Source organism: Psychroserpens citreus (assembly GCF_055686305.1).
In genome coordinates this window covers 1,481,158-1,494,062 of record NZ_CM145999.1, presented here as the reverse complement: position 1 = coordinate 1,494,062, position 12,905 = coordinate 1,481,158, and the positions used below count along the sequence as shown (strand labels likewise).

Genomic DNA, 12,905 nt, shown 5'->3' with positions numbered 1-12,905 from the left:
TTATTGATCTTTCAATAAGGCTTGTGCCTTTTTAGCAAACGCTTCAGATTGGCTAATATTATTCACCTGTTTATAGGCTTCACTTAATTGCTGATAGAAATCGGCTTGCATTTTAGGGTTTTCGACAATATAATCTAGTCCCATTTCTAAGCTTTCAATTGCTTTTTGGGGCTGCTTATTTTTATTATTAGCAACACCATTTATTAAATACAATAAAGGTTGTGCAGGAAAGATATCTAAAGCATCCAAACTCTGTTTCGCTGCTTCAGCGTTTTTGTTTAAATCTATTTGAAGCAATAAAACATCTTTTATAATCTTAAACTCATTAGGTTCTTGTGCTAAAGCTTCTTTATAGTAACTTAAGGCTTTTTCTTTATCATCAGACTTTAAATAATACTGGGCTAATTCTAATAGTGTTTTCACACTTTTATCCTCGCTTACTAATGAGGTAATCTCGACTAAATCTGATTCATATTGAGGGTTTTTACCTACAAATTTCACAAAATCATTAAGAACCTTAGTTTTTGCCTCAGGTTTAATTATTGGACTGGTAAGCACAACTTTCATAGAATTGATTGCACTATCAGTTTCATTATTATCTAAGTAAAATTTATACAAGGCTAAATGCACCAATTGTGATTTCGGATTTAGTTTTAACAAGCGTTTAGCCGCATCAAAAGCTTTTTGCTTTTCTCCAGTTTCACTATAGCGATAAATAAGTCTCAAATAATTAGATTCGTCTTCAGGGTTGCTTTTAACGCGCTCTTCTAAGTTTTCTATACGATCATCATCATTACCTGTAATATTATAAATTTGGTTACGCAAATAGTCTCTATCTTCGCTATACCCTAATTCTTTGTCTAATTCGTCAAGCAATTTTAAGGCGTCCTTATATTTTTCTACACGAATGTATAATGATGCTAAGTCTTGCTTATAATCAGGATGAAACTTCACAAGTTGTCTAACCGTTTTAAGTGCTTTATCCATATCATCTTGTTGGATATATACATCATATAATTCGTCTAGAAACCATTCATTTTCGGGAGATTTAGATACAGCTTTTTTCAAAGCATCTTCAGCTGCTCCAAAATTTTTAAGTGCTTTATAATTTTTCCCTAACTCGAAATATAATACAGGATCGTCATTTTTGAGATCGATACACTTAAGCAAAGCATCGGCAGATTTTTGATAGTTTTCAATGCCTTTTTGTTTTAGGGCTTCAAAGAAGTATTCTTGATATTTATCCTCAACATTTCCTAAATCATCATCCGGTCGCTTATTGAAATCAACTTGTGCAAAAGACATCAACGGATATAGATATATTCCGAAGATAAGCAGTAGGATATATAGTTTAGTTTTCATTGTATAGATACTGTGACATTATAGTTCAACAATTATTCCAAAACAGAATAATCACCAATACTAATCGCAGTGAAATTACCATCATAAGTAACGTAATTACCTATCATTGCATTGTCTAAATTAGTATTTTTAATCTTAGTATGGTTTTGAATTAAGCTATTTTTAACGGTTGAATTATCTATTACACAGTTGTTTCCAATGGACACATTAGGTCCTACCGTTGTATTATTTAATTCTACATTATCTCCAATATAACAAGGCTCTATAATTATTGAGTTATTATTTTTTAGAGATTTAGCAATCATTTGCTCTTCCCCATCAGCTTTCAGAAACCCTAGCATTTTTGCATTCGTATCTAAGGTTACATTTTTGTTCCCACAATCCATCCATTCATCTACTGTGCCAGTTTTAAAGACCTTTCCTTCAGCCATCATGCGTTTAATACCATCATTAATTTGGTATTCACCACCATTCATAATATTTTCATCTAATACTTCTTGAAGTTTATTTTTCAATACAGCTACATCTTTAAAATAGTAAATTCCAATAACGGCTTGATCACTAACAAAAGATTCTGGCTTTTCTACAAGTTCAACAATATTTTCACTTGCGTTTAGTTTTACTACGCCATAGGCTTCTGGATTAGCCACTTTTTTGGTCCAAATAACACTATCGGCATTGGGATCTAAATCAAACTCTGCACGTATCAAAGTATCAGCATAAGCAACAACAGCTGGTCCTGATAAAGAAGGTTTGGCACACATAATGGCATGGCCAGTACCTAAAGGTTGATCTTGCCTATAAATTGATGGTTTTGCTCCTAGACTTGTTGCTAGTTGTTTCAAACTCTCTACAACTTCATCACCAAACCAAGCTGGATCTCCAAGCACGAACGCAATTTCATTAATAGGTTGTTTTAAAACTTTAGCAATATCTTTTACTAGACGATGTACTATAGGTTGACCTGCAACAGGAATTAATGGTTTAGGAACTGTTAAACTATGTGGTCTTAGGCGAGATCCTCGACCTGCCATTGGTACTATTATTTTCATAAATTAATCTTCAATATTTACTTGTAACTTATTTTCTTTTGCAATTCTATTGAACGCTTCTAATTGGCCTAATTCTTTCATTTCATTGTATATAAACCCAATATGCTTTTGAGCATCAAGGTTATATGGAGACTCCATTTCTAAATAAAGATAATAGGCATTAATCATATTTTCCAAAGCGGGTTCATAATCTTTTTGGAAATATAATATTCTACCCATTCCATAATATCCTTCTGGATCGTCCTTATAAATGTTTTTATAGTTTTGATATGACTTTAATGCATTTGTTAAGTCATTTTTAAGTGAATAAGCGACAGCAATATTCATTAAAGGCATTTTTCCTTTTGGATCTAATATCAACGATTTCTTATAACACTTGATCGCTTCATCAAAGTTGTTTACTTTTCTATAACTAAATCCCAAATTATCCCAGGCAAACGCAAAATTTTTATCTTTTTTTACTGCCTTATTAAACCACACAATCGCTTGAGTAAATTCTTGATTAGCAAAAGCAACTTGTCCTTTTTCATAAAACTTCATGGCCTTATTTCGATTGGAATAAGAATTTTTATATGATTTATTATCGGTAAAATAGATGTTTTTTAATTCTTCACAATTCTCATATAAATGCTCTTCTATCAAGTCATAGTCTGCATCCATTACAATGATATTTTCTTCTCCTTGTCCAATAGTTAAAGAATCGATTTTAGAAATATCTTCAATTTTATTAAGCGTATCGTTTACTTTTTCCAAACCTGATGTCATCATTTGGTTCATTTGATACATCAAATTAGCGGTTGTAATACAAGATTTTATTTTTTCACTTTTTTCTTTCTTAGATAAATCAACATCAATATCACTGATACACTCACAAGCTTCTTTAGACACTTCCTTAACTTTTTTTAAGGTGCTTTTGTCCTGAGCATACAGAGATACTGAGAATACTAAAGTTAGAATAATATATATACTATGTTTCATCGTATGCTCATTTTACACCTGTACTACCAAAACCTCCAGAACCTCTATCAGTGTCTGATAATATCTCTACTTGTTCCCATTCTGCACGTTCGTGTTTAGCAATCACTAATTGTGCGATACGTTCGCCATTATTTATAGTAAATTCTTCATTTGACAAATTCACTAAAATCACACCTATTTCTCCTCTATAATCTGCGTCGATAGTTCCTGGTGCATTAAGGACTGTTATTCCTTTTTTTGCAGCCAATCCGCTTCTTGGTCTTACTTGAGCTTCTATTCCAACAGGTAATTCAATAAATAACCCTGTACCAACAATGGTTCGCTCTAACGGTTTTAATATTCTTGATTCTGTTAGACTAGCTCTTAAATCCATTCCAGCAGAAGCTATCGTTTCATAGTGAGGTAAATCGTGTCTTGATTTGTTTATAATTTTAATTTGCATCTTCTCTTTTTAATAGTTGTTTTAATTGATTCTTTTCTGCTAAGAAAACGATACTCAAAAATACAATTAACATTGAAATTCCAATCATATAAACGCCTCTAAAATAGTAGAATGACAAAATAGACATCCCTATAGAAAGGAAAAGATATAAGCCTATTTTTTTGAGATTATAAGGTATTGGATAATATTTCCTTCCAAAGTAATAAGAGAGTAACATCATCACACTATAAGCTACAAGAGTTGCAATAGCTGAAGCTTTATAGCTGTAAGATTCGATAAAAACAATATTTATACCTAAGGTAACAATGGCGCCTACAATAGATATATAGGCTCCAAATCGCGTTCTATCGGTTATTTTATACCATACTGAAAGATTATGGTAAATTCCCAAACAAAAATTAGCTAAAAGAATTATAGGTACAATCCACATGGCATCCCAATAGGCTTCGCTTCTCACAATAAAGGGTTTTAAAACATCTGCAAAAACAACTACAACTAATAAGATAATTGATCCAAAGGCAATAAAGAATTCAAGAATTTTGGCATAGTTTTTTTGTGGATTATCGCTTTTTGCGTGACTAAAAAAGAAAGGCTCAATACCTAACCTATAAGCCGTTGCAAAAAGAGTCATAAACAAAGCTATCTTATAACAAGCTGAGTACTTCCCTATTTCTGTTTCGGCAATATCTGGAGGAAGTAATCGATCTAATAAAATACGATCAAAGGTTTCATTTATTGAAAAAGCAACTCCTGCAATAAGTATTGGAAAAGCATAACGAAACATGGTTTTCCAGAGTTTAGAATCAAATTTATAGGTCACCTTCTTATAGAAAGGCGCCACTAAAATCAGAGTTATAGCACTCGCAATAAGATTAGCTATAAAAATATAGCTAACTTCAAATTGGGGTTTATAAATTGTGTTAAATAAACTCACTTCGGTAGCTAAATCTTTTAATGCTAGTAAGAAAAATAAATTAAGTCCTAAGTTAATTACGACATTCAAAATTTTGATTATAGCATACTTCATGGGTTGCTCAGTAGCTCTTAACCAAGCAAAAGGGATAATCACCAAGGCATCTAATAATAAAATCCAAATGACTAGATTAATATATTTTACATCAATTTGAATAAGTGACGCAATTTGATTTTGGAAGATTAGAGCAAGAGCAAAAAACCCTAAGGAAGATAAGATTAATGATATTGTAGATGTACCAACAACCTTGTTTTTATCGGTTTCTTTATTAAAGAACCTAAAAAAAGCGGTCTCCATACCATATGCCAAAATCACATTGAACAATACAAAATAAGAGAAAATAACAGAGACTTTACCGTATTCAGCAACAGAAGACAGCACGCCTTTTGTTGTATATAATGGTACTAATAAAAAACTTAACATTCGAGGCAAAACCGTAGCTAAACCATAAATAAATGTTTGTTTAAAAAGAGATTTTAGAGTGCTCAAGCGTTCTATTTTGGTTAGCTAAATGTACGTTTTTTTAGCAAACGTTTACAAAGCTATATTATCGCTAATTTCTTGGAGAGCTCGGATAACTTAATGGTACTTTTTGTACAACATTTGAAATCATATAATACATGATTTTATCTCCTATCTGATAACTTACAACACATTCATTATCTTTGAGTTCAAAAGGGAATTCTTTTGGTTTTTCATGCATCTTATTAGCATACTCTTCTTTTTGGTCACTACTTAAGATAAGTTCACTAGATTGATTTATATCTGTTTTGAATCGACCAATATACAATTGGGGGTTAGCAGAATTAACCTCCAGTTTAGACATTTGACCTCTAAAATACACCTCATTTAAAACAATGGATATATCATTTACAGGAATAAAAATAGTTAAACCTGAACCTGCACCTTGTACACCTGCAATCCATTCTTGACAATAGACCTCACCAAACTGAGTAGGGGCCTTCCTTTCTAACTTCTGTGCTGTAGAGCATTGAGAAAAACTTGCCATAAGAAACAACATTACTAATAAAGATGATACGCGTTTAATGATATTCATAATCGTAGATTAAGTATTATAAAGATACAATTTCAAAATTGATGCCATAAAAGAAGCCTTGCTAAATTAACAAGGCTTTTAATTTATAATAAACGATTATGAATATCATTTTCTAATTATCCTCTTCATCGTCAAGAGTTGCCATACTAGATCTTGAAGCTTTTAAAAATAAAGAAGGTGGTCCATTTTCATAATATGTTCCTGCAAATTCATTTAATTGAGTGATTTTATGATACTTTGTAATGCCATTCTCAATATAACTTATTACACACTCATTATCTGAAAGTGTAAAAGGGTAATTCTCTGGTCGAGGCGATTTTTGAAAGGTATAGTTTTTTGAAGTGTTTTTAAGAACTGCGACATATTTATCTTTTTTCTTGTCTAGTTTAGCACTTAAGTTTCTAAAATAAATACTATCAATAGTTATGTTCTCCTTTATATCTGTAATTGGAAGAAATACATTTAAACCCGTAGCTCCAACTTTAATTCCTGCATACCATTCTTGAAAGGAGGCAGGTTTAACTCTAAAAGGAGTCTCTTCTTGAAATACTGTTGTTGCTGTTTTAGGGCTTGCACATTGAAAAGTGGTACACAATAAAGCTGCAATAGCAATGGCAAAAGTTGCCTTTTTTAAAAATTTCATGTCATTTGTAGGTTAAGATTTGGACGACCAATATAAATAAAAAAATTAATTCAATCGATTAAAAGTTATTTTTATCGATGAAATGCGTTTTCACAAATTTTAGTTTTAACTTATCTACATGAAAAAACCTAACTCGTTAAAGTTAGGTTTTGTATTTTATACCCTTCGACTGCGCTCGGGGTGACAATAAAAATTTCTAATTCGTAAGAACAGTCATTTAGCTTATCTCTAGTTGTTCAAAGCTTCCGCTCCACCAACAATTTCTAAGATTTCATTAGTAATTGCTGCTTGACGGGCCTTGTTATATGTCAATTTCAATTGGTCTCTAAGCTCTGTAGCGTTATCTGTTGCTTTGTGCATAGCCGTCATACGCGCACCATGTTCTGAAGCAAAACTATCTCTTACAGATTTATATAATTGCGTTTTTAATGACTTTGGAATGAGTTGCTCAACAATTAGTTCTTTAGACGGTTCAAAAATATAATCGGCATTTGTATTGGTGCCTCCTTCCATCGGAACAATTGGTAAAAACTGTTCATTCATCACAATTTGAGTTGCAGCATTCTTAAATTTGTTATAGATGATTTGAATTTTATCAAATTCACCTTCAACAAACTTATCCATTAACATCTCGGCAATTTCAGCTATATTTTCAAAAGTTAAATTGTCGAAAACATCACTTTTATTAGCAATAACATTATTAGTCTTCTTAAACGCGTCATTTGCTTTTTTTCCTATAGCTAAATAAGATACTTCTTGGTTTGCGTATGTCTCATTAGTTAGGTTAGTAACCTCTTTTATAATGTTAGAGTTAAAAGCACCTGCAAGACCTCTGTTAGATGTAATTACAACAAGTAATACTTTTTTAACTTCACGTTGATTTGCAAATTTACTTCCAGAATCCCCTTCTAATGTTGTACTCAAGCTTTGTAAAAGCTCTGTCAATTTATCAGAATATGGACGCATGGCAGTAATAGCATCTTGAGCTTTCTTTAATTTTGCAGCCGATACCATTTTCATGGCACTCGTAATCTGCATCGTTGAAGATACCGAAGATATTCTGTTACGTATTTCTTTTAAGTTTGCCATACTTTATGTTATAAAGACTCTTCGACTGCGCTCAGAGTGACATTAATTTAATATTATGCTCTATATTTTCCTGAAAGGTCTTTAGCCACCTTAGATAAGGTATCAATAACCTCATCGGTTAATTTACCAGCTTTTAAAGTATCTAACATATCTCTATGTTTCGTATTTAAAAACTCGATGTAATCACGTTCAAACTCTTTTACTTTTTCAACAGGTACATCTCGTAATAAGTTTTTAGATCCAGCGTAAATAATAGCTACTTGATCTTCAACTGTATAAGGATCGTTTTGTGCTTGCTTTAAGATTTCCACATTACGTTTTCCTTTTTCAATTACATTTAAAGTTGCTGCATCTAAATCTGAACCAAACTTCGCAAATGCTTCTAATTCACGGAATTGAGCTTGGTCTAATTTTAATGTACCTGCTACTTTCTTCATTGATTTAATCTGAGCCGAACCACCTACACGAGATACAGAAATACCTACGTTAATCGCTGGACGTACACCAGAGTTAAATAAATCTGATTCTAAGAAGATTTGTCCATCAGTAATCGAAATTACGTTTGTTGGAATATATGCAGAAACGTCACCTGCTTGCGTTTCGATAATTGGTAAAGCTGTTAATGATCCACCACCTTTTACTATTGGTTTAAGGCTGTCAGGTAAATCATTCATTTCTTTTGCAATATCATCATCTGCAATTACTTTTGCAGCACGCTCTAATAATCTTGAGTGTAAATAGAAAACGTCACCAGGATACGCCTCACGTCCTGGAGGACGACGTAATAATAATGACACCTCACGATAGGCAACCGCTTGTTTTGACAAATCATCAAATACAATTAAAGCTGGTCTACCAGTATCTCTAAAGTATTCTCCTATCGATGCTCCAGTAAATGGTGCATATACTTGCATTGCTGCAGGGTCTGATGCATTTGCAGCTACGATAGTTGTATAGGCTAAAGCTCCTTTTTCTTCAAGTACTTTAGCAATATTAGCTACTGTAGAAGCCTTTTGACCTACAGCAACATAAATACAGTATACAGGATTACCTGCATCGTAAAACTCTTTTTGATTTAAGATGGTATCAATACAAACTGTAGTTTTACCAGTTTGACGGTCACCAATTACCAACTCACGTTGTCCTCTACCTACAGGAATCATTGCATCAATAGATTTAATACCTGTTTGTAATGGTTCGTTTACTGGCTGACGGTAAATTACACCTGGCGCTTTACGCTCTAATGGCATTTCATAAGTTTCACCAGTAATTGGACCTTTCCCATCAATTGGGTTACCCAAAGTATCTACCACACGTCCAACTATACCTTCTCCTACTTTTACAGAAGCGATACGACCTGTACGTTTTACTGTAGAGCCCTCTTTTACTCCTGTTGATCCACCTAACAATACGATACCTACGTTATCTTCTTCAAGGTTAAGAACGATACCTTCTAATCCTCCTTCGAATTCAACTAACTCACCATATTGTGCGTTAGATAATCCGTAAGCACGTACAATACCATCACCAATAGTTAGTACTGTTCCTACTTCGTTTAATGAAGCTCCTGCTTCAAAATCTGAAAGTTGTTGTTTTAAGATTGCTGATATCTCAGCTGGTTTTACTTCTGCCATCTTATTTTTATTATACCCCTTTGCTTATGCTTGGGGTTAGTTTAATGTAAATTCTCTCTTTAAAGTATTCAATTTATTTGAGATACTTGCGTTGTATTCAGTATCTCCAACACGTAAAATAAAACCACCTAATATGCTTTCATCTACAATGTTTTCTAATTCTACTGACTTATTAGTCAATTCTTTAATTTTAGCTAACACTTTGATTTCTAAATCATTGTTCATAGCTACAGCAGTTGTTACTGTTGCTTTTTCTTTACCATTCATTTCATCGTAAAGTTCACAATATTTAGCCGCAGTTGCTTCTAAGATTTCAAGACGTTTATTACTCGCTAAAAGCTTAAATAACTCAGAACTAATAGGGTTTAAGCCTGAAAATACTTTTGCAAGTATAGCGGTTTTATCTTCAGATTTAACAACAGCGCTCTTAAGCATTAAGCTCAATTCGTTATTTTCTGAAATTATATTAGCAACAGTCTTCATATCACTATTTACAGCATCGGCTTCTTTTCTATCTGAAGCCAAGCTTAAAATTGCTTTTGCATAACGTATTGCTGCTCTTGTTCCTGCCATGATACTTTTAGTTTAGTGTTGCGTCATTTAACATCGACTCTACTAATTTGATTTGTTTGTCTTTGTTAGATAATTCGTCACGAACTACTTTTTCTGCAATATCAATAGATAAGTTTGCTACTTGAGATTTTAAATCTGCAATAGCCGCTTTCTTTTCAGTCTCAATAGATGCACGAGCTTGCTCAACCAATTTACCAGCTTCAACTCTTGCTTCATCTTTAGCGTCTTCTATCATTTTGTTTTTGATATCACGAGCCTCTTTAAGCATTGCTTCACGCTCAACTCTAGCTTCTTGAAGTAGTTTCTGGTTATCTGCCTGAAGGTTTTCCATTTCTTTCTTAGCATTTGCAGCAGCATCTAAAGCATCTTGAATTCCTTCTTCTCTATCATTTAATGCCTTTAGAATTGGTTTCCATGCAAACTTGACCATTATAAAAATCAGAATTAGAAATAATACTGTTTGTTTTACAAATAAGTCAAGTGAAAAATTTTCAAGTAATTGTTCCATTTATATATGTCTTATAAAAGTTTAATTTTTTGTTATCATTTTCCTGCAACCAACCGTTGCAGGAAAATGAAATTTTAAGGATTATTTTCCTAAGAAAATAGCTGCGAACGCAAGACCTTCCAAAAGAGCTGCAATAATAATCATTGCAGTTTGAATTTTGTTAGTTGCCTCAGGCTGACGAGCGATACCTTCCATAGCACCTCTACCAATTTGACCTAATCCTATACCTGCACCGATTACGATTAATCCTGCACCTACTAAATTAGGAACTAATGAAGTTGCTTCTTGTAACATTGCTAATGCCATAATTAAATATATATATAGTTAAAAAAAAAATTCTCTATTAATGATGCTCTCCTTCTTCAACAGCCATACCAATAAATAATGCTGATAGCATTGTAAAGATGTAAGCTTGAAGAAAAGCAACTAACACTTCAATAAGTGTAATAAATAATGATAATACTAATGATAATGTCGTTGAGCCAAATGCCGTCATATCCTTTTGCATTGTAATTCCGATAGCAATCAAACTCATAACTACAATATGTCCTGCTGTGATATTAGCAAACAAACGCACCATGAGTGAAAAAGGCTTAATGATTAATGTTCCTGCTAATTCGATAATAGCCAATAATGGTCTTAATAAATATGGAACTCCTGGCATCCATAACTGATGACTCCAGAAATGTGCATTACCAGACGCCAAATAAATGACTAATGTAAAAATTGCTAGCGCAGCTGTTACCGCTAATTGCCCAGTTACATTAAATCCAAATGGTGTTAAACCCATTAAGTTCAAAATCCAGATGAAAAAGAAAACAGTCATTAAATATCCTGTAAACTTCCTGTATTTTGGGCCAATATTAGGTTTAGCGATTTCATCTCTAACATAAATCACTAATGGTTCTAATACTCTTCCAAAACCTTTAGGCACAGCATTCTTTTTATACTGACGCGCTAAACCACCAAACCAAATAAACATTAAAACACCAATTAAGATAATTCCAAAAACACTTTTGGTAATTGACAAATCAAAAGGCTTCGATGCATTGATTGGATGATGAGCTTCATCAAATTTAACAGCAGTTTCACCTGCATTCAATTCATAAATTTTACCGTGTAATTTCACAAATCTACTATCACCTTTCTCAACAATAGTTTTACCATTGTCATCATGATGAAATGCAGAAGACATAAACATACTCAACCCATTTTCTCCCCAAAGAATTACTGGCAAAGGAAACCCAACTGCATGTTGCTCTCCATTAGAATAATAGTCAAATAAATGAAAGTCGTGTGAATCTTTAACGTGATGTTTAATATAGTCTGTAACTTCTTCAGAAGTATTCACAGGATTAGCTTCGTGATTGTTATGCTGCTTACTATCTGAATCCTCTGCGAATGCCGAAAATGATACTACAAGCGCAAGCGTTAAAGCCGAAATTAGTTTAGTTACTAATCTTAATTTTGTTTCTTTCATAGTGTTCCAAATAGGATGTCTGAAATTCGGCGCAAATATAGGTATTATTTTTGGACTAAAATATCTTTTTAGTCGTTTTTTAGTGCGTCAAAATTATTTAATAATTTAGACAAGAAAAGCATTTCAAAAAACAAAGCTAAAAGCATGGGAATCAATATATTAAAGCTTTCGATATTTGTAAATGAGTTATCGTTAAAAATATACTTTTTAAAAATAATACAGAACAATAACAGCTTTAAGACCATACTTGCCAAATACAAGAAGCCTATTTGATCTTTAAACTTATTATTAAATAGTAGTAATGATAAGGATAAAGTGAGTAAAAATGTAAATACTGTATGAAACCCATAGAGTGCTTCTAATTGTATTGGAGATGAGCTAGCGAAATCAACAAATACGTTTGTATGAACCATATACGCTCCAAAAATAACAGCTAAAAACAACCCAATATAAATTAATACGAGTTTTGTCATTATTATTTATTAAAATTATTTACCGCTCTTATTACGATATACATCGACAAAAATATAGCTATTAGTGTAATTGTTTCTTCAAGAAAAGTAGTAGAGCATTGTTTATCTAGCCAAACACCAAGAAGGTTGCCTAAAAAAATGGTGATGGCCATTTGAATCCCTATTCCAGAAAAAACAGCCCAATTCTTAAGAGGTTTGTCCTTTTTCTGGGTTTGGTCTTTGCGGTTTTTGGAGGATGGTTTGTTGTTGTCCTGTTGCTGCATTAGTCATTTCTTTACGTGAGCCTTTCATTAAACATGTGGCATTGAATGTTGCTCCTGGCTCAACAGCGAGTTTCCCCACCTCAACTTCACCTTCTACATGAGCAGATGATTTTAAGGATAAAGTATCAGATAACATTAATTTTCCTGAAAACCTACCTTCAATATCAGCATTTGCGCTCTTTAAAGTGCCGTTAATAATTCCTGTTTTACCAACAACAACCTTTCCAGGTGTTTTAATATTTCCTTGAATTGATCCTTCAATCCTGAAATCGCCATCGCTAATAATATCTCCTGTAATTACAGTGCCTTTAGCAATTGTGTTTTGATGTGAAATTGTGTCTGAAGCCATACGTCCTGTTTTTTTATCTGAAAACATAG

General features: G+C 32.8%; 16 protein-coding genes. All 16 read right to left on the bottom strand.

Annotation, left to right across the window (positions count from 1 at the left end):
• The gene (locus ACTU6T_RS06730) at positions 1–1,362 is read right to left on the bottom strand and encodes a tetratricopeptide repeat protein (RefSeq protein ID WP_460220472.1); all 1,362 of its coding nucleotides are present in this window, start codon (positions 1,360–1,362) and stop codon (positions 1–3) included.
• A 32-nt stretch (positions 1,363–1,394) separates the two neighbouring features.
• Entirely contained in the window at positions 1,395–2,414 is a 1,020-nt protein-coding gene (locus ACTU6T_RS06725) for a sugar nucleotidyltransferase (RefSeq protein WP_460220471.1), read from the bottom strand.
• A 3-nt stretch (positions 2,415–2,417) separates the two neighbouring features.
• Positions 2,418–3,392 carry a tetratricopeptide repeat protein gene (locus ACTU6T_RS06720; RefSeq protein WP_460220470.1) on the bottom strand — a complete coding sequence of 325 codons (975 nt, stop codon included), beginning with the start codon at positions 3,390–3,392 and terminating at the stop codon, positions 2,418–2,420.
• A gap of 7 nt (positions 3,393–3,399) precedes the next feature.
• Positions 3,400–3,834 (bottom strand): dUTP diphosphatase, encoded by a 435-nt coding sequence (gene dut, locus ACTU6T_RS06715; protein WP_460220469.1) that lies wholly within the window; start codon positions 3,832–3,834, stop codon positions 3,400–3,402.
• Positions 3,824–5,296, bottom strand: a complete 1,473-nt coding sequence (locus ACTU6T_RS06710) for an oligosaccharide flippase family protein (RefSeq protein ID WP_460220468.1) — start codon at positions 5,294–5,296, stop codon at positions 3,824–3,826. Before ACTU6T_RS06710 ends, dut begins: the two co-directional genes overlap by 11 nt.
• A 64-nt stretch (positions 5,297–5,360) precedes the next feature.
• Positions 5,361–5,864: a hypothetical protein gene (locus tag ACTU6T_RS06705; RefSeq protein ID WP_460220467.1), complete on the bottom strand. Its 504-nt coding sequence runs from the start codon at positions 5,862–5,864 to the stop codon at positions 5,361–5,363.
• 112 nt (positions 5,865–5,976) lie between these two features.
• The gene (locus ACTU6T_RS06700) at positions 5,977–6,507 is read right to left on the bottom strand and encodes a hypothetical protein (RefSeq protein WP_460220466.1); all 531 of its coding nucleotides are present in this window, start codon (positions 6,505–6,507) and stop codon (positions 5,977–5,979) included.
• 228 nt (positions 6,508–6,735) lie between these two features.
• Entirely contained in the window at positions 6,736–7,596 is an 861-nt protein-coding gene (gene atpG / locus ACTU6T_RS06695) for an ATP synthase F1 subunit gamma (RefSeq protein WP_460220465.1), read from the bottom strand.
• 53 nt (positions 7,597–7,649) lie between these two features.
• Entirely contained in the window at positions 7,650–9,230 is a 1,581-nt protein-coding gene (gene atpA, locus ACTU6T_RS06690; RefSeq protein WP_460220464.1) for a F0F1 ATP synthase subunit alpha, read from the bottom strand.
• A gap of 36 nt (positions 9,231–9,266) precedes the next feature.
• Entirely contained in the window at positions 9,267–9,803 is a 537-nt protein-coding gene (gene atpH / locus ACTU6T_RS06685; RefSeq protein ID WP_460220463.1) for an ATP synthase F1 subunit delta, read from the bottom strand.
• A 7-nt stretch (positions 9,804–9,810) separates the two neighbouring features.
• Positions 9,811–10,311, bottom strand: coding sequence for a F0F1 ATP synthase subunit B (locus tag ACTU6T_RS06680; protein ID WP_460220462.1), 501 nt, complete (start codon positions 10,309–10,311; stop codon positions 9,811–9,813).
• A gap of 81 nt (positions 10,312–10,392) precedes the next feature.
• On the bottom strand, positions 10,393–10,617 hold the full coding sequence (gene atpE / locus ACTU6T_RS06675; RefSeq protein ID WP_321234013.1) for an ATP synthase F0 subunit C: 225 nt from the start codon (positions 10,615–10,617) through the stop codon (positions 10,393–10,395).
• 37 nt (positions 10,618–10,654) lie between these two features.
• A complete protein-coding gene (gene atpB, locus ACTU6T_RS06670; protein WP_460220461.1) occupies positions 10,655–11,791 on the bottom strand; it encodes a F0F1 ATP synthase subunit A in 1,137 nt (378 codons plus the stop codon).
• Positions 11,792–11,859: 68 nt separating this feature from the next.
• On the bottom strand, positions 11,860–12,264 hold the full coding sequence (locus tag ACTU6T_RS06665; protein WP_460220460.1) for a DUF6168 family protein: 405 nt from the start codon (positions 12,262–12,264) through the stop codon (positions 11,860–11,862).
• Positions 12,265–12,266: 2 nt separating this feature from the next.
• Complete coding sequence (locus tag ACTU6T_RS06660; RefSeq protein WP_460220459.1) at positions 12,267–12,527, bottom strand: AtpZ/AtpI family protein; 261 nt, start codon at positions 12,525–12,527, stop codon at positions 12,267–12,269.
• Complete coding sequence (locus ACTU6T_RS06655; protein ID WP_460220458.1) at positions 12,451–12,903, bottom strand: bactofilin family protein; 453 nt, start codon at positions 12,901–12,903, stop codon at positions 12,451–12,453. Before ACTU6T_RS06655 ends, ACTU6T_RS06660 begins: the two co-directional genes overlap by 77 nt.
• Between the last annotated feature and the right edge of the window lie 2 nt (positions 12,904–12,905).

Coding starts and splice junctions, on each gene's coding strand:
- ACTU6T_RS06730 (WP_460220472.1), bottom strand. CDS start 1,362: ATGAAAACTAAACTATATATCCTACTGCTTATCTTCGGAATATATCTA.
- ACTU6T_RS06725 (WP_460220471.1), bottom strand. CDS start 2,414: ATGAAAATAATAGTACCAATGGCAGGTCGAGGATCTCGCCTAAGACCA.
- ACTU6T_RS06720 (WP_460220470.1), bottom strand. CDS start 3,392: ATGAAACATAGTATATATATTATTCTAACTTTAGTATTCTCAGTATCT.
- dut (WP_460220469.1), bottom strand. CDS start 3,834: ATGCAAATTAAAATTATAAACAAATCAAGACACGATTTACCTCACTAT.
- ACTU6T_RS06705 (WP_460220467.1), bottom strand. CDS start 5,864: ATGAATATCATTAAACGCGTATCATCTTTATTAGTAATGTTGTTTCTT.
- ACTU6T_RS06700 (WP_460220466.1), bottom strand. CDS start 6,507: ATGAAATTTTTAAAAAAGGCAACTTTTGCCATTGCTATTGCAGCTTTA.
- atpG (WP_460220465.1), bottom strand. CDS start 7,596: ATGGCAAACTTAAAAGAAATACGTAACAGAATATCTTCGGTATCTTCA.
- atpA (WP_460220464.1), bottom strand. CDS start 9,230: ATGGCAGAAGTAAAACCAGCTGAGATATCAGCAATCTTAAAACAACAA.
- atpH (WP_460220463.1), bottom strand. CDS start 9,803: ATGGCAGGAACAAGAGCAGCAATACGTTATGCAAAAGCAATTTTAAGC.
- ACTU6T_RS06680 (WP_460220462.1), bottom strand. CDS start 10,311: ATGGAACAATTACTTGAAAATTTTTCACTTGACTTATTTGTAAAACAA.
- atpE (WP_321234013.1), bottom strand. CDS start 10,617: ATGGCATTAGCAATGTTACAAGAAGCAACTTCATTAGTTCCTAATTTA.
- atpB (WP_460220461.1), bottom strand. CDS start 11,791: ATGAAAGAAACAAAATTAAGATTAGTAACTAAACTAATTTCGGCTTTA.
- ACTU6T_RS06665 (WP_460220460.1), bottom strand. CDS start 12,264: ATGACAAAACTCGTATTAATTTATATTGGGTTGTTTTTAGCTGTTATT.
- ACTU6T_RS06660 (WP_460220459.1), bottom strand. CDS start 12,527: ATGCAGCAACAGGACAACAACAAACCATCCTCCAAAAACCGCAAAGAC.
- ACTU6T_RS06655 (WP_460220458.1), bottom strand. CDS start 12,903: ATGTTTTCAGATAAAAAAACAGGACGTATGGCTTCAGACACAATTTCA.